Here is a 23,729-nt window from a genome sequence, read left to right on the forward strand (position 1 = left end):
GTAGATGTCGACCTTGGTCGACACGTGGGTGCCGACCGTTGGTCGGCACATCTCCCACACCAATCCCCCGGCCGGCCAGGAGAGCCAACCGGCCGGGGCACCACTCAACGCTTTACCGGGTTTCTTCCCACTGCACCACGTCCGGCTCGGCCGCCTTGATGCCGGCGGTCGACAGCAGCTTGGTGGTCGCATCCAGCGCCGCATTCACCGAGGGATACTCGACGATCGCGCGGCCGGAGGCCTTGGACACCTTCACCACGGTGCCGCCGGTGGCGGTGGCTGCACGCTGGGCCGAGGCCGCATCGGTGAAGAACACCTTGACCCGCGAGGTCGCCACTACCGGTGCGCCATCGTTGGAGACGGCGGCGGCGAACTTGCTGGCTCCGGCATCCAGGCGTGCGGCCGCGCCCGACGCGGCATCGGTAGAGCGCTTGCTGCGGGTGCCCGCTGCAGGTGCGCTGGCAGCGCTGCCCTGGGTGATCTTGAACTGACCCCCGCTGGCCTGCTGCACGGTCGCCGAAGGCGCCAGCTGGAAGCGTGAGCCGCCCACATCGAACGAACGGCCGGTGGCTGCCGCTTTCAGCGCCTGTGCATCCACGGTCGAAAGGGTCTTGTCTGGCGGCGTCTGGCCCGAACTCTGGGCCCAGGTGGTGGTGGTCATCGCCGCGAGGGCGAGGGTGCTCAACAGAATGGTCGTCTTCATCATCAGTGCCCCAGAACGCGGATCTTGAAGAATTCGAGGTTGCCACGCGATGCAGCGTTCGCGGCCTGCCCCAGGTCGGTCACTTCCAGTGTCCAGGTGCCGCTGGCGTTCTCATCCAGGAAGGCATTGCTGGACAACAGGTCCCAGCTGGTGAAGTTGCGCTGCACGCCACCGGTACCCGAGCCGATCGCAGTGAAAGCCGGCTGCACCACGCTGCGGGTGCCACTGGGCGAGATCAGCACGAACTGCAGCTGGCGGGTGTTGGTGTGGCTGACGCGGAAGCCCAGCTGCACGCTTTCGATGTTGCGCGCGCCGTTGGCCAGCTGGAAGGTGAGGCGTGCGGCGGCCGCCGAGGTATTGCCGATGGCCACGGTGCGCGTCGTATTGCGCCAGCCGCTGTCTACCAGCGCACCCAGCGACTGGAAGTTCTCCGCCACCTGCACTGCACGCGCGGCATTGACCACGCCGAAGCCGTACCAGTTGCTGTAGGCGCGGCCGGCGGCGTTCACTGTCCACCCGGGCACCAGCACGCGGCCGTCGGAATGGGTCACTGCCGCCTGGTTCGGGTCGTTGCGGGTGGCCGTGGTGGCCAGGATGTACTTCACATCGCGGTAGGACAGGTTCGGGTTGGTTTCCAGCACCAGTGCCGCGACACCCGACACCATCGGCGTGGCGGCCGAGGTGCCGTTCATCTTGCCGGTGTAGTTGCAGGTGCTGTCGATGGCCGACTGGTCGCCGTCCAGGGTGTTCCGCAGGCTGCTGTTCTTGTTGCTGCCTTGAGCGCAGCCGGTGACGTCGGTGGTGAGGATGGCGGGATCGTAGCGGATCGCCAGCTGCCCCGGCACGACCTGCCGCTGCCAGCCGTTCTCACCGCCGAAGCCGGACACCCACAGTGCCGAGCCGGTGGACGAGTACGAGGAGCGGACACCGTCGGCACGCACCGCAGCCACGGTGATCACGTTGAACAGGTTGTTGCGTGGATCGCGGCCAGCCGGAACACAGCCGGTCCTGCGGTTCTTGGTGTCGTTGGTGCAGACGTCCTGGAACTGGTTGATCGCAGCATTGTCGAAGTTGTTGCCCGCTGCCTTCACATAGATGCCGCCGCGGCCACCGCGGGTGCCTGACAAGGCCTGCTCGTAGGCGGTGATGTCATTCTGGCTGTATGCGAACGGCAGGTTTGGATTGCCAGGGCCTGCGCCCCAGCTGTTGTTGAAGACCTGTACATCCGCCGATTCGGCACCGTCCCACCAGGCATATTCGATGTTGCTCTGCTGGTTGCCCTGGGCAGCCCTCGAAATCGGGTTGAACCCTTTCAGCGTCGCTGCCGGAGCCACGCCGCGCACGCCCAGATTGTTGGCCCCGACCGCGCCGGCGATGCCACCGACCATGGTGCCGTGGTTGTCGACGTCGGGATCAGGCGGCGTCGGATTGTTGGAACCGTTGGCGAAGTTCTTGCCTGCGACTGCCGCGATGTTGGCAGCCAGGTCCGGGTGTGCGATCTGCAGGCCATCATCGACGATGGCGATGGTGACGCCCTGGCCGCGGATGCCGTTGCGGAACAGCCCGTCCACGTTCAGATCGTTGCCGGCCACAGGCCGGGTATCGCCCAGCACGGCTTGTCCGGTGTTGAGCAGGTGCCGCTGGCGACCGGCCAGCGGGTCAGCCTGCTGGGCCTGGGCGGTGACGGCCAGGCTGCCCAGCACCAGGGCAGTGGCAAGGGCCAGGCGCGCGGAGCGCGGTGGCGCGGAGCGTTGCGTGTGTCGCTTCATACACGAATCCTTCTGTTGTGAATCGGCATGGCAGGACGGCGGGGCGGAACTGCCCCATCGCAACGAGCCAAACGCGACACAACGAAGAACCCCCTACCTCTTCACACACTCAATCTGCAGATGTGCCAATTACGTCACAAACGCTTAGTGCGTCTGGTTATGACAGTGCACACAAATATCTTCACGCCATCTTCGCGCGGTTGAATTTGAGTCGTGGGAAACAGGGAGAACTACTTGCAGATGACCACACACATGAAGAACGAACGGCAGCGCGGCCGTGCGCGCGCAGACCAGACCCCGCTCTCGGTCGCCGCCATCCGCAAGGTGGTGCTGGCCGTGCATACGCGCAGCCACGACTATGGCGACGATGCCGATATCGCTGAGTTGCTGCCCGAGCTGGCAGCATTCGGCATCACCACGGTGAAACCGCTGCGCCTGTTGATGAAGAAGCACCGTCGCGCGCTGCTACAGGAGGAGCGGATCGTCATGCGACGCGTAGAGACGCTGCATCTGCGCACCGAGTGGCGGCCCGGTGGCATCGACGTGCATGCCAACACCAGCCGCTACGCCATTGGCGGCCTGGTCCGCACCAGCATGGAACACGAATTCGGCTTCGAGACGATGCTGCCCTTCCACGAGGTGCGCGAGGACGAATCCGCGTAGCGCGGTGCCTGTTCGGCGGGAGTGGCAATCCCATCCCGGCGTCATCGCGCGCCCTCACATCCCGCTGTGCTACTACACCCCGTGCACCCTTCCGCATCGGAGCACGATGATGGTCAATCCGCTCGCCCAGGCCCATCGCGGCCTTGGCACTACGCTGTTCAGCCTGTTGAACCCCATACCCTTCGGCTTCTTCGTCGGCGCCCTGATCTTCGATGCGATCTACCTCAACAGCGCCGAGGTGATGTGGGGCAAGGCTGCGGCCTGGCTGATCACCTTCGGCCTGCTGATCGCCATCCTGCCGCGCCTGATCAACCTGTTCGCGGTCTGGCGCCGCAACGGCACCGCTACCCGCATCGACCGCATCGACTTCTTCCTCAACCTGGTCGCGGTCGTGCTGGCCATCTGGAATGCCTTCGTGCACAGCCGCGATGCCTATGCCGTCGCGGTGCCCGGTACGATCCTGTCGGCGCTGACCGTGGCCCTGATCGCCCTGGGCCTGATCCTGCTGTCACTGCAGCCGCCGGTGCTGCGGGGAGGTCGTCATGGCTAAGCACATCCCGCCCACCCTGGCTGCGCTGGCACTGGCCGTCACCCTGTCGGCTTGCGCCGGCAAGGCCGAATACCACCCCACCGACCAGTCCGGTGCGAAGCCGCCGCTGCCGGCACCGAAGAACTTCCTGATGCCACCGATGCAGGTGCCGCGGGGCGTGGGCTGGGCTGATGGCCAGTCACCCACGGTGGCCGAAGGCCTGCAGATCGAACGCATCGCCGCCAACCTGCAGCATCCGCGGCGGCTGTTGACCCTGCCCAATGGCGATGTGCTGGTGGTGGAGGGCAATGGCCCCGGCGAAGAGCCGGTCACCACGCCCAAGCAGTGGATCGCCGGCAAGGTGAAGGCGCGCTCGGGCAAGGCCGGCAAGGGCGGCAACCGGGTCACCCTGCTGCGGCGCACGCCCGGCTCCAACGCCTGGACCCAACACGTCTATATCGAAGGCCTGCATTCGCCGTTCGGCATCCAGCTGATCGGCGACACGCTGTACGTGGCCAACACCGGCAACATCATGCAGTACCACTACGTACCCGGCGAAACCCGCATGTCCGACAAGGGCCGCGAGTTCACCGACCTGCCCAGCACCATCAACCACCACTGGACCAAGGAACTGCTGGCCAGCCGCGATGGCAGCAAGCTGTACGTGGGCGTGGGCTCCAACAGCAACATCACCGAGAACGGCCTGGCCGTTGAATACCGGCGCGCAGTGGTACTGGAGGTGGACGTGGCCACCCGTGGCAGCCGCATCTACGCCTCGGGCATCCGCAACCCCACCGGGCTGGATTGGGAGCCGAGCACCGGCCAACTGTGGGCAGTCGCGAACGAGCGCGATGAGATCGGTGCCGATCTGGTGCCGGACTACCTCACCTCGGTGAAGGAAGATGGCTTCTATGGCTGGCCCTACAGCTACTACGGCCAGCACGTGGACGAGCGCGTGCAGCCGCAGCGGCCCGATCTGGTGGCCAAGGCGATCGTGCCGGACTATGCCATTGGCTCGCACGTGGCACCGCTGGGCCTGCTGTTCTACACCGGGCAGGCGCTGCCGGCGCAGTACCACGGCGGCGCCTTCATCGGCGAGCACGGCAGCTGGGACCGCTCGCCGTTGAGCGGCTACGAAGTGGTCTACGTGTCATTCAAGGACGGCAAGCCGACCGGACGGCCGCAGACCGTGGTCAGCGGCTTTGCCTCGAAGGATGAAAAGACCCTGATGGGCGCACCGGTGGGCATGGCGATGGATGCCGAAGGTGCACTGCTGGTGGCCGACGACGTGGGCGACGTGGTGTGGCGGGTGTCGGCCAAGTAATTCTGTAGAGCCGAGCCCATGCTCGGCTTGCGCGCGCAGCGCGCGGGTTTCCGTGCACCGAACGAAGAGCAGCCGAGCGTGGGCTCGGCTCTACAGTTCCGCGGTACTGCTGCGGAACCCGCTGAACACCGACTCGGCGGCAAACCCGACGCCGCCCAGCAGCACGCCGAAATACACCATCGTGGCCACCACGAACGCGTAGCCCGCCGCCACCGCCGCGCCATCGCGCTGGATGAAGCCGATCGCAAAGGACATCAGCGCCAGGGCCGGCAGCGTGTTGCTGAAGGGAATCGGCCCGGCCGGCGCCATCAGCAGCAGGGTGGCCACGACCAGCGCCAGGTTGTTCAGGCGCATCATCTTCTTCGAGCGCACCATCACCGCCAGCCGCATCGGCCGCGACAGCCGCTCCATGCGGTGCACCCACTTCAGCGCACGGCCGAGGTTGGCCTTCAGCTTGTCGGTGGCGATCTCGCGGCGGGCGAGCTTCTGCGGCACCCATAGCGGGCGGTTGCGCACCCGGCTCAGGCCGATCAGCAGGATCGAAGCGCCAAACACCGTACTCAGGCCGGGAATCGATACGGGAATGATGAAGATGGCCGAGAGCAGGATCACGATCAGCAGCAGGCCTTCATCGCCCAGCGCACTGAGCAGGGTGCCGACGCTGACCTGTTCGCCGGGCAGCTCGTCGATCATCTGCTCGATCTGCTGGGCCAGGGGGGCGCTGTCGTTGGTTTCGGGGGCACGGTAGGTCATGCGTCGCAAGGTTCTCCAGGGAAGGGCGGTCAATGGGCCGTCCTGCGGTGGGGGACGCACAGGCTCCCGCAGTATCCCGGCCAGCGTGGGCAAAGAGGTGAACCGGGCATGAGGGGGTAAACTGGCGTGCCCCGCACGAGTTGAACGCAATGGACATGGGCCGCAGGCAATCGACCATCGAACTGGTCGCCATCGACATGGATGGCACCCTGCTGGACCCTACCCACACGCTCACCGCGCGGGTCAAACAGGCCATCGCGCAGGCGCGCGCGCTGGGCGTGCACATCGTGCTGACCAGTGGCCGCCCGGTGCCGGGACTGGCACCGTTCCTGCACGAGCTGGGCATCACCGGCGACGACGACTACTGCATCGCCTGCAACGGCGGCCTGGTGCAGCGCATCGGCACCCGTGAAACCGTGGTCGAGTACCCGCTCAGTTTCGACGACTTCCTGTTCTGCGAGCAGGTGGCCCGCGAACTGGGCGTGCACTTCCAGGCGCTGGACAGCCAGCGCATGTACACGCCCAACCAGGACATCAGCTACTACACCGTGGCCGACTCGCATCTTTCGCGGATGCCGCTGTCCTACCGCCGCGTGGAAGACATGGACCCGTCCATGTCCTTCATCAAGCTGATGATGATCGACGCGCCCGACGTGCTGGATGCCGCCATCGCGCGCCTGCCCAGCGCGCTGACCGAGCGCTTCGCGGTGCTGAAGAGTGCACCGTTCTTCCTGGAAGTGTTCGACCACCGCGCCGGCAAGGGGCCGAGCCTGCAGAAGCTGGCCGAGTACCTGGGCATCGACCGCGCCAACGTCATGGCCATCGGCGACCAGGAAAACGACCTCACCATGCTGCAGTACGCCGGCACCAGCGTGGCGATGGGAAATGCCATCGATGCGGTGAAGGCGGTGGCGCGATTTGAAACCACCAGCAACGCCGATGAAGGCGTGGCGCGCGCGATTGAGCGCTTCGTTCTGCAGTGATCCGGAGCACATCATGAGCTGGACGTTGATGATGTTTGCTCAGTCCTTTGCCAACGAGCGGATGTCGGCGCAGGTCTTCTCCGAGTCCTACATCGAGCTGTGGAGGATCGAGCGGGATCTTGACGTGCTGGCTTTGGATGACGCAGCGCTTTCAACGTGCCTGTCCAACATCTTCTGTGCTGCCGACATGTATTGCGGCGAAGAGATGGATCGCCATGCGTATGAGCTTGATGCCGCCCAGCTGCATGCTGCCGTTGTGGCTTTGATCGATGAGTGGAAGCAGTCCACGACTGCTCGCTAGCCTGGCTTGGATCTATACCTGCGTATAGCCCACCCATCCCCACCGCCATCGACGCTGTACCACGGTGCAATGGCGGATGCGGCAGTGCGATGCAAGAATTTCGCACGTCGAAATCACGCCATCGAATGCCACGGCCGATGATCGTCCTCGTCTGCCACTGACCGGCGCGCACCGCGCGGTCATCCCTTCAACGCAATCGCATCGCCAGCCAGGGCGCCGACACCGGCGCTGCATCGCGCTGGGCGTGCGCCTGCGCCGCTCTCCCCCTGCACCCTGGATCTGCCCATGAACACCCCACCCACGACGTGCCTCGCCCTGGCCATCATCGCGGCCATCACCGCACCTGCGTACGCCGCAGAAACGCACGATGCCGCGCACGACTCGCCCACCACGCTCAACGCCCTGCAGGTCATCGCAACGCCGCGCGGCGCCGCCGTTGCACCGACCCAGGTGGTTGGCCCGAACCGCTACATCATCAAGGCCGAAGACCTCGACGCGATGGTCACCGGCAACAACGGCCTGGCCATGCTCAAGCAGGTACCCGGCGCCAGCTACACCGCCACCGACGGGCTGGGCCTGGACATCTCGGCCACCAGCCTGTTCGTGCGCGGCTTCCGCATGAATGAAATGGGCATCACCTTCGAAGGCGTGCCGCTGAACGACAACGGCTTCCTCTCGCTTACCGGCACCAGCGTGGTGAACGTGGGCGTGCCCGATGGCATCGGCGCGATCACGGTCAGCCCGGGTGGCGCACCGGTCAGCGTGTTCTCCAGCAGCGTCAACGGCGGCAGCCTGGAATACCGCCTGCGCGAGCTGCAGGACACGCCCAGTCTGCGCGTGAAGCAGGGCGTGGGCAGCAACAACACGTTGGTCACCACCGTATCCGGGCAGAGCGGCCAGCTGGGCGAGCATGGCCCGAAGGTGCTGGTCGACCTGCAGCGTGTGTCGGCCGACAAGTACCAGGGCGAGGGCACGCAGAACTTCCTGCGCGGCGACCTGAAGCTGCAGCAGGACGTCGCCTGGGGTGACTTCACCGTGTTCCTGTCCGACAGCAAGGCCAAGGTGTGGGGCTACAACAACATCTCCTTCGACATGATCCGCAAGCTGGGCTGGAAGGCCGACATCTTCTATCCGGACTACGCCTGGGCCTGGTACGTGGCCTCGCCGGAGAACGCGGACAAATCCTGCGGTGCCTATACCTGTGGCGAGCTTTCCGAACTGATTCCGTACGACACCGGCCAGACCACCCGCGACCGCGTGTCCTCGATCAACCATCGTTTCCAGATCACCCCGGCACTGAACGGCAACGTGCAGCTGTACAACGCCAACAGCCACACGCAGGCCACGCTGACCGACCCCACCGTGCCGTCACCCAACGGCGCACCGTTCTCCGAACAGGTGCAGACGCCGCGCCTCAACCGCCTGGGGGGCATGCTCAACCTGCAGTTCGAGACCGGCGCGCACACCTTCACTGCCGGTTTCTGGCAGGAGAAGAGCAAGGCCGCGGCCAAGACCGAGTGGTACCAGCAGCCGCTGCTGGGCGAAGGCCCGCCATTGAAGGCCACCGGCCCGTTCGACGTGTACGGTCCAGCGTTCAAGACCGACAACGCATCGAGCTGGGTGACCCGCTCGCGCCAGTTCTACCTGCAGGACGACATCGTGTTGAACGACACACTGAAGCTGGGTGTCGGCTTCAAGGCCGTGGACTTCCGCACCAGCGGCGGCGGCCTCGGTGACGCCAAGGATCGACCGGTGAACGGCACGCTGCGCGCGAAGAGCAGCTTCCTGCCGCATGTCTCGCTGTTCTGGAGCCCGACCGAATCCACTGATGCCTTCATCGACCTGGCCAACACCATGAACGGCTATCGCGTCGCCCAGCGCGGCAACATCGGCTACACCGCCTCGGCGTGGACCATCACCGACCAGGAAGAGTTCGACCGCGTGGCGGGCACGCTGCGCCCGGAGAAGAACTGGAACCTCACCGTGGGCGCATCGCATCGCTTCGACCGGCTGACGATCACCGGCGATGTGTTCTACAACGACATCCGCAACCGACTGCTGTCGGCCGCCATCGGCACCCAGTTCGCGCAGATCAACACGGTGCGGCTGATGCCGAAGATGCACGTGATCGGCGCTGACCTCGGCATCACCGCGGACCTCACCGACCACCTGCAGTTCTACCAGGGTGTGGCCGTGGCCCGTTCGTACTACGACAGCGATTTCGTGGTGGGCGACACGGTGTACCCGATCAAGGGCAACGCCCAGCCGGGCTACCCGCAGATCTCGCTGGTCAGCGACCTGTCGGCGCATTTCGGTGACTGGCGTTTTGGTGCCACCAGCACCTCCTACCTGCGCCAGCCCTTTACCTACGAGAACGACATCCGCGTGCCGACCTTCTGGCAGGTCAACACCTATGCCGCCTACCGCTTCGGTGCGGATAGCGCCGTGCCCGGCCTGGAGCTGCGGCTGGACGTGAGCAACCTGTTCAACCGCCACAACATCGGCACTGCCACCATCGCCGGCTCGTCGTTCTCGGGCGATTACCAGACCCTGCAGCGCAGCGCGCCCCGGCAGCTGATGTTCAGCACCTCGATGGCCTTCTAGGTAGATCCACGCCATGCGTGGATGCACTTGGCGGCCCCCCCCAATCCACCTGGCCCCCCTTGGGCAATCAACAGGGATTTTCTGGCGGCGGCGCAAGGTTCCCACAATGTTGCTGGGTCATCCTGTCGGCATGGCTCAGTACAACCCGCGATCACCGTTGTTTGACATCCGGAGCCCGGGACGGCTCAGGCAGGCGCCCTCCGTGACGCCTGTGATCGACCTGCAGGCCGAGTACCAGTTCTGGCACGTCTACGAGCGCGTGGTCCGTCCGTTGCCCGGTGGGGGGCTGCGTCTGGCCTGGCTGGTGTGCCAGAAGGTGTACCGGGACCGCTGGCAGCACCCGAACGACAGCGACGCGGCGGGACTGTCGCGGGTGCTGTTCGGCGACAACATGACGGCTGACCGGGCGTCGGAGCTGGCGGAGCTGCACGCGCTGGTCAGCCGTCGGGTGGCGTTGCTGGCGAAGCGGGGGCGGGTGGATTCCGCAGCGTGATGCACGCCCTTGGTGGGGACGACTGTTGGTCGACCGCTCTTCGCACCCAACTGTAGGTAGAAGGCCGTGCGTGGTAGATGCACCTTCCGCATTCACTGCGGCTGATCGCAATGCTTGTCTCCCGTGCGGTAGCGTGGTCAGGTACACCCCGCTACCGTCTCTGTCCTTCTGGGCATGCGGCCGGGGTATTTTTTTGATTGTTGCTGCTCCCGTGCGGATGAGGGCTCCCGGCAATCAGGCTCATGCATTTCCCCGATCCAACTGCCGATACCCGATCGCCTCAGCCAGATGCGCGGTCTGGATCACCTCGCAACCCGCAAGATCCGCAATCGTGCGCGCCACGCGCAGAATCCGGTGCATCGCCCGTGCCGAAAGCTGCAGACGCTCGATGGCCTGCTCCAACAGAACCTGATCGGCCTCGCTCAGTTTCGTGCAGGCACGCAGTGCCGCCGGCAACAGATGCGCATTGAGCCCACCACGCGCCTGCTGCCGGCCATGCGCGGCTTCCACCCGCTCACGCACCGATGCGCTGGGCTCACCCAGCGGCGTGCTCTCCCGCAGCTCCACCGCGTCCATCCGGGTCACGCCGATATGCAGGTCGATACGGTCCAGCAGTGGGCCGGACACCCGCGCACGGTAACGGTTGATACGTTCGTCGCTGCACAGGCAGCGGTTGCTGCGGTCACCGGCCCAGCCGCACGGGCAGGGATTCATCGCGGCCACCAGTTGGAACCGCGCGGGGTACTGCACGCTGCGTGCCGCGCGGGCGATGCGGATGTGGCCGGACTCCAGTGGCTCGCGCAGGGTCTCCAGCGCGCTGCGGTTCCACTCTGGAAGCTCATCAAGGAAGAGGACTCCATGGTGGGCCAGCGAGATTTCACCGGGGCAGGGCGGGTTGCCCCTGTCACTTCCAGCTAAACCATAGACAGGCAAGGCCGGTTAGACCGCATAAGACGGCGGGGCTTGGTCTATGCTCAACAACGAAGAAGGCGACTGTATACAGCCAATAACGAGACTGCATCGCAGGACACATCAAATGAGCAGACTGCGTACACATTCCCCGGCTCGGAAATTGAGAAATAGCCACCGTGCCCTTACCGGGAAGGTCAATTTGGAAGCTGGTGGTATGGCCGGCTTCGAATCCTCATTGGAACGAGATCTGCTTCTGATTCTGGATTTCGACCGGACAGTGCTGTCCGTCAAGGAGCAGCCGTTCTCGCTTACCCACATCCAAGACGCCTCCGTGCGTCGCTATACGCCTGACGTCATGGCCGAGTACGACCGAGCTGCCATGTCTACTGTCGTCTATGAGGTCAAGCCCATCGAGAAGCTGCGGGCCGACTGGGCGTCTCTGCGGCCGGCCTTCAAGGCAGCTGTCGCCCACTGCCGTTTTCGGGAATGGCAGTTCAAGATCGTCACTGAGCGACATATCCGCACCCCCTATCTGGCCAACGTGAAGTTCCTGCGGCGCTATCGGGACCTGGCCCCGCTGCTGGTCCGCCAGGCTCAACTGAGGTACACCGCCACTGCTTTGGGACCTACGACTCCCCAAGGACTGCTGGCGGCTGCCTACTGGCCGAAGGAAGAGCAAGCTCAAGCTATCCCTGCACTTTGGCAAATGGTCGCTGCGGGGGAATTCGATATCGATCTGACGCAGCCGCTCAGCATGCGGATGCCGATCCAGTTGGTGGAGTAAGAAATGGCCTCCTCAAACTTCATCAACATCTCACCCGGCGTCGAGGTCATGGTCGGCCAGCGCCGGTACCGTATTACCCGTTCGCTCGACATCAACAGTGTCTTGGCCGAAGACGTTGAGACCGAAAAGGTCGCCAGGCTGCGAATCGAGACCATGTCCCGCGTGCTGGAGGCTCAGGAAGGGGATGGGACGCCCAACTTCTCCGTTCACCACTTCTCAGACGACCTATGGGCCGTGGCGCAACGGCGCTTTGAAGCAATCAAACCCTTGCTGGACAACCCTCGCCGGAGCCGGTCTTCAGTGTCCGCAGCGGCGCTGACGGCCGGCGTCAACACCTCCACGCTCTACAAGTGGCTGGCGCTCTATCACGACCATCAGCACGTTGCGGCTCTGGTCCCAACCAAGCGTGGCCGAAACAGAGGCACACGCTTCTTACAGGCAGATCAAGAGTTGGTGATCGCTTCGGTGATTGAGGACTTCTACCTACAGAAGCAGAAGCCGAGTTCGAAGTCCGTGGTGGATGAGGTCATGCGACGCTGCCGCGTAGCCAAGATCGACGCGCCGCATCCCAATACAGTCCGTAATCGCCTTGCCGACATCCGTCCAGCCACCGTGCTGCGCCGCCGTGGCCAGAAGGACAAGGCGCGCGACAAGTACGAGCCCATCCGCGGCGCCTTCCCGGGCGCAGACTTTCCTCTGGCAGTGGTGCAGATCGACCATACGCCTTTAGACGTCATGATCGTCGACGAGGAACACCGCAAGCCGATCGGCCGTCCGTACCTCACCTTGGCTATTGATGTGTTCAGCCGCGCTGTCGTTGGCTTGTATCTAACCTTGGATGCTCCCTCTGCCACCTCAGTAGCAATGTGCATATCGCACGCGATGAACACGAAGAACGACTATCTGAGAATGCTGGGTGTGGAGGGAGACTGGCCCGTATGGGGGCAGATTGGCACCCTCCATGCCGACAATGCCAAGGAGTTCAAGTGCAAGGCGGTGAACCGCGGCTGCCAAGCCAATGAGATCATCATGCAGTGGCGGCCGGTTAAGAAGCCCAACTATGGCGGTCACATTGAGCGGTACATGGGCGTAGTCGCCACAGAAATGAAGAAGGTGCCGGGGGCGACATTCTCCAACATCCATGAGAAGGGCAACTACGACTCAGAGAAGGAGGCGAGCTTGACCTTGAAGGAAGTGGAGCACTACTTGGTCAACTTTATCGTCAACAACTATCACCAGCGGGGGCATAGCCAACTCGATGCCGCCCCGATCAAGGTATGGGAGGACGCGATCCTTGGTGGTGAGAAGCCTGGAGTCGGGCGCATGCTGCCGGCAGATCCCGACAGAGTTCGCATGGACTTCCTCCCCTATTTCAAAGCAACCGTCCAGCGCTACGGCGTACGTATTGAAAACGTCTTCTACTACGACCCCATTCTTGATCGCCACATCGGGGCTACCGACGACGACAATCCGAAGTTGAAACGCAAGTTCATCATTGCCAGAGATCCGCGGAACATCAGTGAGGTCTACTTCCTGGATCCGAACACGGAAAGGTACATCGCGATTCCGTATCGAAACGTGGGGCATCCGGCCATTTCTGCTGGCGAGCTTCGTGAGGCCAAAAAGCGAATCAAGGCCGAGGGGAAAGATGCTGTAGATGAGGAGCGCATCTTCCAGAGCATTGAAAGCAACCGGAAACTGATCGAAGAGTCCAAAGCCAAGTCAAAGGCGGCTCGCCGTCAGGCGGCGAAGACCCCCAAGGGAAAGCCAAAAGCGTCTGTGCCTCAGTCCGCTGATACTTCGCCGACTATGCCGCCCCAGCAACAGTCTGTGCCCAGGGTGCCAGATCGCAGCATCTTCTCCCAGCCGCTTGAAGTGCTGGAAATTGGAGAGATTCACTAATGAGTAGCTATCCCCATCTGCATGATCAGGTCGCTGCTTACATGGCTGGCTCCAACGAAGAGCGAATCGCGGTGGCGCGAAAGGATCGCTGGATTGGCTACCCAAAGGCAATGGCCGTGCTGGATGAGCTCGATCAACTCATCGTGTATCCGTGCACCCAGCGGCCACCGTGCAGGCTGATCGTTGCTCGTGGCGACAATGGCAAGACTGCGCTGCTCAGGCAGTTCCAGCTGCGCCATCCCACCGTACAGCTTGGCGACGGAGGAATGAGCGTTCCGGTACTTCGCATCAACATGCCAGCTCAGCCCGATCTGTCCCAGCTTTGGTCCGAGGTGCTCACTCGCTGTGCGACTACTCATCGGAGAGCGGATCCTGCCAGTGCCAAGTACACCATGGTGGTTTCTGTGCTGCGCGTACTGAAGGTTCGCGTTCTTGCAATCGATGAGTTCAATGACGTCGCTCTGGCCAGAAAGGGAACATCTGACGTCCTGGCAGGTATCCGCAAGCTCAGCAACGAGCTGAATCTCAGTATCGTAGCTGCAGGTACAGAGGCTGCAGTACATGCCTTGGCCTTCGATGCGCAGATGCGTTCGCGTTTCAGTGCCCTTTCGATGCCTAAGTGGGCCATGGACCTGTCCTACCTCAATTTCCTCAATACTTATGAGCGTCTGCTTCCCTTGGCCAAGCGTTCGAGCCTGGCGGATGAAGCGCTCGCACCCGTCCTGCACGCTGCGGGTGGAGAAGCAATCGGCGGCACCGTTACCCTTCTCCGCAATGCCGCCGCGTTGGCGATCAGGTCCGGCGAGGAGAGGATCACAGTCGAGATCATCAGGGCTGTTCAGGAAACCGCCTCTCACACGATCGCTCTCAGCGAGATCTGACGGTGCGCATCGTCTGGCCGCCACAAGTACCGGACGAACTGCTTTCCAGCTACTTAACCCGGGTGTCAATTGCATATGGCACATCACCCCATAAGCTCATGACGCTCTATGCCCCAGGCTTTCAGGTGTGGACCAGAGACATTGATGTCTGCGCTTCCGAGGCGCTGCTGAGATGTCTCGAATATCCGTCAGGAAAGTCGCTGCAAATGCTCAATGGACTCACGCTTGCTGGATGGAACGAGGTGACCAGGCGAAGTGCCGATCCACCACAGGGGGTCTACCATTGGATCAACAGCATAGGTGTGCTTCACCGGACTCGCCGCCGACACGGTCTAGCTTTCTGTCCCAAGTGCTTGGCGCAGGATGGTGCGTATCTACGTCAGTGGCGGCTCTCCTTCTGGACGGTTTGCCCGTTGCACCAAGAGCTTCTGCAGGACGCATGCCCCGTTTGTGGGGCGGTGGTCCAGCCGCACCGGCATGGCTTCGACGTACGCATGTGCTGGCACTGCAATCGATCCTTGACCGCTTCAGCCTCGGCAGCAACGGAGGTTTCACTCCTGCAGTCATTTCTTTTCAGATGTCTGATGAACCCCACCAAGGAATTTGAGTTCAGTGGCCATGCCTGCCGGGGAGCCGAGGTTCTCTGGGGGGGCGATGCGCTTCTCTCGGCACTCAAGCCTGCTTGCAGGACGCTGAGTATGGGATCGGAGCGCGGGCCGCGGATCGAGATGCGGCGGCTACCAGAGCGCCACGCGGACATGGCTTTGCTCGCCCACCTGCTAAGCCTTGGGCCTGCTGCCTTGGTAGCGAAGGCGAAGTCGATGAGTGTCACTCAGAGGTGCTTCCGCCAACAGATGCCCTCCTGGATAGAACGGCTGGTGGAACAACTCCCTGAGGGCCGCATCCGCCCTGTACCTGTCTCCAATCGGAGCGAGCTGAGGTCCGCCGGCGAGGCTCAGCGAAAGCGCACCAACGGATGGCGTGAAATGAGAGCGGATGTCTTGCTCAAGATGATTGGAAGAAGCAATGAGTACCGATAAGCAAGGTCGGCGTACCTGTGATGGCTGTTACGCCCCGATGGTCACCGCTCACAAGCTGTACAAAGGCAATGAATACTGCGCAACCTGCTATAGCAGGCAGTTTGTGAGTTCCAACTGCCCAACGTGCGAGGGGAGGGTGGTCCACCACGCCTCAGAGGAGCAGCCTCCGTCCTGTGATGGATGCCTTCGTGACCAGCGACGCTGTGTCAGGTGTCAACGGCCTGCGCCTGACGCCCGCATCATCCAGGATGTTGCGCCAGGTCCCGATGATGGGGCACCCGTCACACATGAGCACATTGTGTGCTTGTCATGCTTCCCGTACACCACGCCTGAGATCCCTTGTCCAATCTGCAAGCGACCGAGTCAGCGCCTAGCCGGTTCGGCACATCTGCCGGATAACCTAAAGGCATGCCCTTCTTGTGTGAATAAGCAAACCCATGCCACGTGCACGCGGTGCCGAAAGTACAGGAAGAGGATCTCGTTCACCGAGGGTGGCGGCCCATTGTGCTTAGCCTGTAGCGGCGACCAGCCAGCAGAGCACAGGTGTCCCGACTGCGGGTTCATGGTTAAGGGGGCCGGAACTGCGCGGTGTGATGCATGCTCGATCACGGCAAGGCTTAGACGAGAGGTTGCCCTAAACGCGGCAACTATCGAGCGAGAATGGGTCGCCTCTCTATACACCGCCTTCGGTGAGTGGTTGCTCGTCAGAAACGCTGCCACCGGGGCACTACCTAGGACGGCTGTGCGTGCCACGCCGTTCTTCCGTGCAATCGACTTGGATGGTGATACCCATCAGCCGATTGTGCCAGCCGATCTGCTGCGGATCTTCGATTCCAAGCAGCTCAGGGCCAATCTCAACGTGACCCGATTTATCTGTGAGCGCTACGGGTTCCAGATTGACGAAAGCGCTCGGGCTAGAGCTCGAGATGAGGCGCTGATCGAGCGAGGACTGCAGGAGAGTGCGTCCAAACCTTGGGCTGAGTATCTGAATGACTACAGGACGTGGCTGGAGGGTAGGCCAAGCCGGACCCAAGCACTGTACCTTCGGACAGCTCAAGCGTTCTGTGAGGCGACCGAGCTGAGCGGCCCCTTTAGTCAGGAGCATCTCGTCAAGTACTTGGAGTCAGCGCCCGGCTCCCGCGCAAACTTAAGTGTTTGGGTGAGCTTTGTTCGAGCACAGTATGGCTGGGCAGTGACTATGCCACCGAAGGTCCCGAAGAGGACAAACCTTAGGCGTGATGCGCAGGCACTGATGGAGCTACTGCAGCGGGTTGAGGTTCCACGCGATGCATCGGATGAGGACCTAGCTGCCACGGTTGCCCTTGCTTACGGCTTCGAGTTGAGTACGCTGCGCCGCCAGATCACGGGGATGACCAAGGCCGGTGATCTGGTTACCGGAGACGGCATCGTGGAGGTGAAGAGGGAGCTCAGGGAGATTGTTACCGAGTGGTCAAGGCGGACGTTCTAGATTGACGGGAGGCCGGCGAGCCAACTGGGCGATTGACTATCGATTGCGCCTTCAACTGACACCGCACGCCCAAACAACGACCGACCGATTTCTAATTGGCCAGCTCCACAACGCTTAGAAGGATCGAGACGGTACGGAAGCCCTAGATCATGCGGACCTTGAGCGGCAAGATGCGCTACGTCACCACTTCCGCGTCAAACGGTGCCAATGGATTGGTGCCCGGCGACATTGAGACGCCTCATTGCGGAATAGGGCAGGAGCCTTCCCGTACGAAAATAGCATCTCCCCATGTCATAGTGTCTGTCTCGTCACGAACGTCTCGATGGGTTCAGCGCCAAGTATGCTTCAAACCTATGCTGGACCATCTCGCGTGTCTTCTCGACGTCTCGTTCAAGATCAGTCAGCCGTCTAAAATTATCCCTGTGAGTCTCATGCGCTTCGGGCGCAATCTCGGCGCAGTAGTTGGCATACATTCGAATGGTCGATCGCTGATGATCGATTCGATGCATGAGAACCGCGATATCTCTGTCGAACAGGAACGGCGCCTCTAGGGCTGCGTCCGCAAAGTTCGCGACCAGCTCGTCAGGTAGTCCACCGTACGGTCTCGATTGCTCGCCATTTTTGCGCCGAGCCGTGGGGCCGCGGCGTTTGGCGATTTCGTTCAGTACTGCGTCCAGCATGCTGACGACGGCTTTGTACACTCGGAGTCTGCGGTCATATGTATCCAGTCTGAGCTTCACCGTGTTCGTGTGCCATTGTGCAACGGCCACAGCTACACCGAGCGCGGCTACTGCGGGGCCAAGGCTAGCCTTCAGAAAATCAAGTGCAAGGACCATGTTCATTGGCGGATTCAGCAATAGCAGGCCGAGTGGGGTCCAATGCGCTCAGGTAGCTCGATCTTGGCTTGTTGGACGGTTGGACCGATTTTACCGGTGTGATCAGAATGTTCAGATGTTGCGCGCTGAGTTCCGCGACTGTGGGCACCACGGCATTACTCTGCCGAGCTGAAAAAGGCGTCCAATGGCGCAGCGCTCGAGTTCTCACGGCCCGGCTTCTGCATGTGATGGGGGTGGGTGGCCTACCAGTGCCGTGATTGCCAGCGTTCGACCATTCACGAGGTGCTCGTTCACCATGAAGACGCCGGTGACGTGCCAGAGAACATGGCGCTGAGCATGTCTACATGCCTATGGGCCTGGTGACGGCAAGAGATTGCAGTGGCACAGGTTCTGCAATATGTCATGGCTAAAGAGAAGCACAGCGATGACGTTCGCTACATTCTCAGGCAGCATGTCGGAGAGCGCCTTGGCGATTCCGGCTAGCAGCATGCCTACCGGAAGGCTTGTCTTGGCGCAGTAGTCAAATTTATCGCAGATGATTGTTTTGAGATCTAGGGCGGTCTTGTACATCTTGCTAAGCGCGAGCCCCACTCTAAGGAGCACCTGACGTCGGAACTCGTTGAAGTCCAACCATTGCATTGCTAGCAAAGACTGGGGGTTAGATATCGCTTGATCCCAAGAAGGAACATCTGAAAGCCTACGCCGGACCGGCTCCATCTCATCCCACTCGCGCAGCAAAATCAGGAAGAGTTCAAACTTATTGAGTCGGAGCAGCTCATCGATAGGCATCTTGCAGTCCTTTGCTGGCGGTGGGATTCACCTCGTATTGCCTCCATATCGGCGTTCCATGAAGCTTCTTTAGATAGCAATCCAGGCGTACGCAGCGACCGCACTGGTTTTGCCTATCTCCATCGCTGATGTTGCCTGCCTGGCTGATTCAATGGATCGCGTGATCGACAGTCGGAGTGCTACTGATCTACGGCACGTGAGACTGGAATCTAACGTCTCGGGTTACGACACAATGGTTACCCGAGCCCCCAAGGCTGAGCAAATTGAGCTGCGACCGGTACTGAACTGGCTACTGGACCAGGCTAATTAGTTGAGTCTAGCCAAACCCGGGCGGGTTGCTGGAGCATGTCCCTTTGCTAGCTCACTTGTCCTCGGTAGCTGACCACTCGGGGAGCCTCCTGGTGTCGTCCGTGTAGGCGCTGAGGTGACTAAGAAAATCGGCCTCCAAAGTGGCGTTTCGCAAGGTGTAGTACGCGATTTCATAGCCGATAAGGCACAACTCCAGAGTGGCCAGAAGAGGCGTCCCCTGCATGACAAAGGTGTAGATACATAGAACGGCGATCAGCACAGATCGGAGCCACAGCCAGCGTCGTGCACTGATGATCCTGGCCCTGGTGGGCCTGCCCAAGTAGTGAGCAAGCCATTCCTTTGGCAGCTTCTGTAGCTGATCGCTGCTCAGCTCATCAAACCTAACGTCGGAAAATTTCATGCTTTTCCCCTGTCGAGCTTATCGATATGTCCACTTTCTGGGAAATGTGCAATGTCGCGAGTGCTGTGCTCATCTAGCCGCGGAGGAGGCTGGCCTGGCTAATAGCTAGGGATTTAAAGAATGCCTCCAAAGGAGCGAGACTCCATTTCTCACTGCCCGCCTTCTCCATGTAGTGCGGGTGTGGATAGCAGATCTTTCCCCTGCTTTCGAACGCCTTGCTCAGCGAAACGCCATGGCATGAGCGGATGATGCTCAGTGAAGCCGCCGTCTCCGCTCTGATGGCAAGGTCGCTTGAGATGACAAATGCCGAAGCGATGGGCTCCTTTGTCCCGTCCTTCTTGCTCCTTCGCTCAGTCTCGATCCACAGCCCAGTAAGGCCATTTGGGAGGGTCACCCGAATCACAAACGCTGTACGAGCCAGTGCGGTGTAATGTGATCTCTCTTTCTGGAGGTACACCCACGATCGTGTGCCCCAATCAGCCTTGCCGCTGCGGACTGCCTTGCGCTCATCCGAACCAAGGAAGTTCCAGCAGGGATAGGCTCCCACCTGAACTCGTTGCTCTGATTCAATCGGTGAGACGACTCGGTACTCTGTAATGGTTCCCTTTTGCATCAGTGTCTTCAGGATCGCCATCAGCCCAGTTAGCAGCTCTGATGGTTCGCGCTTCTCCTGGGCGCTGTGAGCGTGGCTGAGATCTTCCTGCCTGCCGGCTTTGCGGCCCCCGGAGATCTCAGTTGTGGGCTCTTGCTCTTCCTTCCTTCTCTTGGAGCTGTACTTGAAGCTCTGGTCCTTCTTCAGTCGAATGATTCTTGGCTTTGGATAGAAAGCAAAGGAGATTGAGGGCATGTCGAAGCCGGGCCTTTTCTCGGTCGCTTCGTGCGTATCGACGGTTGCCTTGCCATTTGGACGCCGCTTACGCCCTTTGTTGCCAGTGTCATGCGGCCTGGGGCCGCCTGTATGGATGACCTTCTCACCCTCAGTCGCGTCATTGACCAGGATGGGAGCGATTGCCGGCAGCCGCTTTGAGAAAGACATTTGATGGATTGCTGTCACCAAGAAAGTTCTGCCGGCAAATCCGCCATCCCTCCGACGCCTCAAGAAGTAGCCAGAGACTGTGCCACGGTAAGGGCCTAATGTGGGATCCAAGGGGATCTCGGCATTTGAGTACCAAATAGCCTCCTCTTCTCCCCAAGTCGCGGCATCCAACTGGGCCTTCAGAATCGGCTCGTGGATGCGCTTGGCCCGGGTCTCAGCGTAGTGATTGAAGCGGAATAGAGCCATCATCGGACCGTCGTCCAAGGTCATGCCCAATGCGAGGACGACCTTCCAGCTGCCAGTCCTGTCGTCGATCCCTGTGAGGTGACCAGCGAACTCCTGCTCGGAGATCGCTTTGGAGCGGACGCTGTTCCAAGGGCCTGCGGTGAAGATGTCAGCTATGGTCGAGCTGAAGGCGTAGAACGCACGAAAGATAACCGTCCTGGGGATGATGTACTGGACTTGATGCCGTTCGTCAGGGTGCTTGGTGTCCCGAGCCACCAGGATCTTGGTGCTGTAGGCCATGGCATCGTGCAGGTATAGCTGGCTGGCAGGAAGTACTACGATTGGCTCGCCTGAAGGGCCTTTGCCGAGGTTCGTGCAAGGGAACAGCTCAGCCTCGAAATCCTCTTCGTGCTCCCTGAAGAACCTGGACTCCTCGCCATAGGCCAGGGCCTTCCCCAACCTGCGTTGCTTGGCAGTCAACATACCTGCGTAGATTCCTCTGCCATCCTCTCCGCGGACGAAACACTGCCCTGCTACGTACGTGGCTAGCGATCCAGCGAACACCGTACTGATGAAGCACTCACTGTTCTTGTCGGAGAAGAGGCGTGCTATCTGACGATCGTCGAGCTTGGAAGGCTCTGATCCCCATGCAAGAGGTATAGGTGCCAGGTAGCAGCGAACAGACGTGGACTCCGTGCCTTTGTGGGGCTGCGTGTAGCCGTCGATGTAACGGATGAAGTACACGCGAGGGTCGTCGGGGAAGTCGGTCAGATCCGTCATGCCTTTGGTACTTGGAGTGCATCTGTATCATTAGCGGCACGCAGTCTCGTTAATTGAGTGCACCATCCGCGTGTTCAACCTGGCACCGCAGTAGATGGCGAGCTGTCGCTGTGATCCATCTCTCTCACAGCCAGGACGAACCCCTTCTCGGTGCTCATGTCTGCAGCTCATAGCCTTTGATGGCCTCTGCAAGTTCATCGTTTAGGTGTCCGCAGGCCGGGCAGCCGACACAGCTGCTGCAGAGCCCTTTCATTCGGAGCGATCCTTAGAACCATCCTGCCGGCGGATGCGGATGCGGATGCGGATGCGGATGCGGATGAGGCGTAGAGCTTGCGGCCGGCCCTTTCAGGGGCAGGCGAAACGGTCAATTGCCCGCTGCTTCGAGGCGGCGTTCAAAGTCCTCGATCAGGCCGGCCAGGGTCTGGCCTGAGAGATGGGCAATGTCGCGCAACTCCACGACGTCCAATCGTCGCTTCCCGCGCTCGACATCACTGATGAAAGACTGACTTCTACCCAGTTGTTCAGATACCTGAGCTTGCGTGAGCCCAGCCGCAATCCTGGCATCACGCACAGCCTCAATCAGAGCCGTGTACTCCTTGCGATGGATTGACTTGGCCACGGGCGCGCCTTGCTTGAGCGGCCTCCGAAGCTATATCTAGTTCTCAGATATCTAAAAACCAGATATCTTTGGGTTTTCCAACAGGGGGTGTTATGAGCCGAGCAAGTTCCAAATGGAGGGCCGTGGCTGTGACCGGCCTGTCAGCAGCCTTGCTTCTAGCGCTGTCCGGCTGTGGCGGGGCCGCAGACAAGGCGCTGGCCACGGGCGGGTCCAAGCAGGACTACAGCACGGGGCTTGATCAGATCAGCAAGGGCCTCAGCGAGCACGAGCGTGCCGCTTTCAACTGGGCTGTATCGGACATGGACTTGGCCAAGCTGCACCGCGCCTACCCGAACGGGACGGTTCGCCAAGTGATACGTGGCGAGGTGAAGCAGGTCAAGGACGCCTATCCATCAAAAATTGAAGAGTGGAAGTCCAAGGCCGCCGCGGAGGAGTCTACGATGGACGAGCTGGGCAAGGTCTCCGCTAAGAACGCGACGCTTAACCTAAGCAGCGGGTTCTTCGGCATCAAACCGACCGTCAAAGCCACTCTGGTCAACGCTTCCAAGCTCCCATTGAGCCGAATCAGCTGGCGCGCAAGCCTCTATTTGAACGGCTCAGATACACCCGTCGCCGAATCAATCTTGGCCAGTGATTTCCGCTCCATCGGGGGCCTTGCCGCAGAGCGGCAACTTGATGCCACCTTCCAGATTGGGTTTGTAAAAGGCGATGAGAGTTGGACCACACTAGAGGTTCGCAACTCGACCGATCGTCGAGTCGTACTTGAGGCGCTTCCCGCCACAGCCATGGACTACAGCGACAAGCGCTACCTCGCAAGCGACTATGGCAAGCAGATCGCAGCCTACGAGAAGGCCCTCCAAGAGGCAGAGAGCTATTCGGACATCTGATCCGGCAGCGAACCGTATGAAGTCTTTTTGGGACCTGATGCACTCACTGAGTGCATCAGACCGTACGGAGAGGCGTACCAGCAGGCTCACGGTCAAGGCAGGTCGCGGTCCGTAGAGAGCCAACTGGAACGAGGACCCCGACAATCAGTCTCAGCCAAGGCGACTGGCCAGATGTAGGGTGGAGACGCCCCAGAGGAGGATTCATTCATGCGTCCGTCTATCCTTGCCCTCGATTTGGAGGGCACCTTGATATCAAACGCTGTAAGCCAAATTCCTCGACCTGGACTCTACGATTTCTTGGAGTGGGCGCAGGCACAGTTCGATCGGTTAGTCATGTTCACGACAGTGGATGAAGCTAGATTTCGACGAATTGCAGCGTTGCTGGCGTCGGAGGGTCGGGCGCCAGCGTGGTTTAGTGAGCTGGCTTGCACGGAGTGGAGCGGTCCAACGAAGGATCTGACATTCGTATCTCCCAAGCTGGGAGACGCACTTCTGTTTGATGACCACGCCGCTTATGTACACCCCGGGCAAGAGAGCCTTTGGGTTGAAGTTCCGCTGTTTGGTTCGCCGTATCCGCCATATGACGACGGGCTTCATGTTGCTTCCCGCCGCTTAGAGAAACGCATAGAGGAGTTGGCAATCGGACCCCAGCCGCCTGATGAGCTTGCGGAGCTGTAGCCACGGCATTTCCCTGATCTCGGATGGCTTGGTCTGTCGGAGCCGACCAAGCTTGTGGCGA

22 protein-coding genes and 1 pseudogene are annotated in these 23,729 nt (G+C 61.2%); 14 read left to right on the top strand and 9 right to left on the bottom strand.

The features are described 5' to 3' along the window. Positions 1-112 precede the first annotated feature (112 nt). Both AC5P57_RS12225 and AC5P57_RS12230 read right to left on the bottom strand, forming a co-directional pair. Positions 113-706, bottom strand: a complete 594-nt coding sequence (locus AC5P57_RS12225; RefSeq protein ID WP_315974205.1) for a S8 family serine peptidase — start codon at positions 704-706, stop codon at positions 113-115. Next, positions 706-2,472 (bottom strand): S8 family serine peptidase, encoded by a 1,767-nt coding sequence (locus tag AC5P57_RS12230; protein ID WP_495219589.1) that lies wholly within the window; start codon positions 2,470-2,472, stop codon positions 706-708. Before AC5P57_RS12230 ends, AC5P57_RS12225 begins: the two co-directional genes overlap by 1 nt. A gap of 252 nt (positions 2,473-2,724) precedes the next feature. On the opposite strand from AC5P57_RS12230, the gene AC5P57_RS12235 reads away from it, so the two are divergent. The 3 genes from AC5P57_RS12235 to AC5P57_RS12245 all read left to right on the top strand — a co-directional run bounded on the left by AC5P57_RS12235 (position 2,725) and on the right by AC5P57_RS12245 (position 4,988). Next, positions 2,725-3,135, top strand: coding sequence for a hypothetical protein (locus tag AC5P57_RS12235; protein ID WP_241896753.1), 411 nt, complete (start codon positions 2,725-2,727; stop codon positions 3,133-3,135). 109 nt (positions 3,136-3,244) lie between these two features. Beyond that, entirely contained in the window at positions 3,245-3,685 is a 441-nt protein-coding gene (locus AC5P57_RS12240; RefSeq protein WP_099554874.1) for a DUF2231 domain-containing protein, read from the top strand. Next, positions 3,678-4,988, top strand: a complete 1,311-nt coding sequence (locus AC5P57_RS12245; RefSeq protein ID WP_099554845.1) for a PQQ-dependent sugar dehydrogenase — start codon at positions 3,678-3,680, stop codon at positions 4,986-4,988. The genes AC5P57_RS12240 and AC5P57_RS12245 overlap by 8 nt, the downstream gene beginning before the upstream one ends. A 90-nt stretch (positions 4,989-5,078) precedes the next feature. Here the strand turns inward: AC5P57_RS12245 and AC5P57_RS12250 are convergent, their stop codons facing one another. Beyond that, positions 5,079-5,741 carry an exopolysaccharide biosynthesis protein gene (locus tag AC5P57_RS12250; protein ID WP_099554847.1) on the bottom strand — a complete coding sequence of 221 codons (663 nt, stop codon included), beginning with the start codon at positions 5,739-5,741 and terminating at the stop codon, positions 5,079-5,081. Between the two features lie 149 nt (positions 5,742-5,890). On the opposite strand from AC5P57_RS12250, the gene yidA reads away from it, so the two are divergent. The 4 genes from yidA (at position 5,891) to AC5P57_RS12270 (ending at position 10,122) form a co-directional block, all read left to right on the top strand. Further along, on the top strand, positions 5,891-6,724 hold the full coding sequence (gene yidA / locus AC5P57_RS12255; protein ID WP_099554849.1) for a sugar-phosphatase: 834 nt from the start codon (positions 5,891-5,893) through the stop codon (positions 6,722-6,724). Positions 6,725-6,737: 13 nt separating this feature from the next. Then, a complete protein-coding gene (locus tag AC5P57_RS12260; protein WP_239503761.1) occupies positions 6,738-7,025 on the top strand; it encodes a colicin immunity domain-containing protein in 288 nt (95 codons plus the stop codon). A 285-nt stretch (positions 7,026-7,310) separates the two neighbouring features. Next, a complete protein-coding gene (locus AC5P57_RS12265; RefSeq protein ID WP_262235461.1) occupies positions 7,311-9,629 on the top strand; it encodes a TonB-dependent receptor in 2,319 nt (772 codons plus the stop codon). Between the two features lie 106 nt (positions 9,630-9,735). Further along, positions 9,736-10,122, top strand: coding sequence for a hypothetical protein (locus AC5P57_RS12270; protein ID WP_099554853.1), 387 nt, complete (start codon positions 9,736-9,738; stop codon positions 10,120-10,122). Positions 10,123-10,362: 240 nt separating this feature from the next. Here AC5P57_RS12270 and AC5P57_RS12275 read toward each other — a convergent pair. Beyond that, a pseudogene (locus AC5P57_RS12275) lies at positions 10,363-11,058 on the bottom strand (ATP-binding protein); the annotation flags it as partial. A 190-nt stretch (positions 11,059-11,248) separates the two neighbouring features. Between AC5P57_RS12275 and AC5P57_RS12280 the strand changes: the two are divergent. The 5 genes from AC5P57_RS12280 to AC5P57_RS12300 all read left to right on the top strand — a co-directional run bounded on the left by AC5P57_RS12280 (position 11,249) and on the right by AC5P57_RS12300 (position 17,109). Further along, on the top strand, positions 11,249-11,818 hold the full coding sequence (locus AC5P57_RS12280) for a TnsA endonuclease N-terminal domain-containing protein (protein ID WP_315973967.1): 570 nt from the start codon (positions 11,249-11,251) through the stop codon (positions 11,816-11,818). 3 nt (positions 11,819-11,821) lie between these two features. Beyond that, positions 11,822-13,720 (top strand): TnsB C-terminal domain-containing protein, encoded by a 1,899-nt coding sequence (locus tag AC5P57_RS12285; protein ID WP_235644792.1) that lies wholly within the window; start codon positions 11,822-11,824, stop codon positions 13,718-13,720. Further along, positions 13,720-14,601: a TniB family NTP-binding protein gene (locus AC5P57_RS12290; protein ID WP_235644780.1), complete on the top strand. Its 882-nt coding sequence runs from the start codon at positions 13,720-13,722 to the stop codon at positions 14,599-14,601. The genes AC5P57_RS12285 and AC5P57_RS12290 overlap by 1 nt, the downstream gene beginning before the upstream one ends. A 2-nt stretch (positions 14,602-14,603) precedes the next feature. Further along, the gene (locus AC5P57_RS12295; RefSeq protein WP_495219590.1) at positions 14,604-15,641 is read left to right on the top strand and encodes a TniQ family protein; all 1,038 of its coding nucleotides are present in this window, start codon (positions 14,604-14,606) and stop codon (positions 15,639-15,641) included. A 421-nt stretch (positions 15,642-16,062) separates the two neighbouring features. Continuing rightward, complete coding sequence (locus AC5P57_RS12300) at positions 16,063-17,109, top strand: hypothetical protein (RefSeq protein ID WP_495219591.1); 1,047 nt, start codon at positions 16,063-16,065, stop codon at positions 17,107-17,109. Positions 17,110-17,417: 308 nt separating this feature from the next. On the opposite strand, the gene AC5P57_RS12305 is transcribed toward AC5P57_RS12300, so the two are convergent. From AC5P57_RS12305 to AC5P57_RS12325, 5 genes are all read right to left on the bottom strand, one after another. Next, complete coding sequence (locus AC5P57_RS12305; protein WP_235644775.1) at positions 17,418-17,951, bottom strand: hypothetical protein; 534 nt, start codon at positions 17,949-17,951, stop codon at positions 17,418-17,420. A 342-nt stretch (positions 17,952-18,293) separates the two neighbouring features. After that, entirely contained in the window at positions 18,294-18,734 is a 441-nt protein-coding gene (locus tag AC5P57_RS12310; protein WP_235644773.1) for a hypothetical protein, read from the bottom strand. 361 nt (positions 18,735-19,095) lie between these two features. Further along, complete coding sequence (locus AC5P57_RS12315; protein WP_235644771.1) at positions 19,096-19,443, bottom strand: hypothetical protein; 348 nt, start codon at positions 19,441-19,443, stop codon at positions 19,096-19,098. 73 nt (positions 19,444-19,516) lie between these two features. Further along, positions 19,517-21,484, bottom strand: a complete 1,968-nt coding sequence (locus tag AC5P57_RS12320; protein ID WP_235644759.1) for a hypothetical protein — start codon at positions 21,482-21,484, stop codon at positions 19,517-19,519. A 364-nt stretch (positions 21,485-21,848) separates the two neighbouring features. Further along, the gene (locus AC5P57_RS12325; protein WP_235644756.1) at positions 21,849-22,103 is read right to left on the bottom strand and encodes a helix-turn-helix domain-containing protein; all 255 of its coding nucleotides are present in this window, start codon (positions 22,101-22,103) and stop codon (positions 21,849-21,851) included. 122 nt (positions 22,104-22,225) lie between these two features. Here AC5P57_RS12325 and AC5P57_RS12330 point away from each other — a divergent pair, with 122 nt between their 5' ends. Next, positions 22,226-22,990 (top strand): hypothetical protein, encoded by a 765-nt coding sequence (locus AC5P57_RS12330; RefSeq protein WP_235644744.1) that lies wholly within the window; start codon positions 22,226-22,228, stop codon positions 22,988-22,990. A gap of 207 nt (positions 22,991-23,197) precedes the next feature. Continuing rightward, positions 23,198-23,668, top strand: coding sequence for an NIF family HAD-type phosphatase (locus AC5P57_RS12335; RefSeq protein WP_495219592.1), 471 nt, complete (start codon positions 23,198-23,200; stop codon positions 23,666-23,668). Positions 23,669-23,729: the final 61 nt, after the last annotated feature.

It is taken from the genome of Stenotrophomonas sp. YJH_SMC_79, from assembly GCF_059367995.1.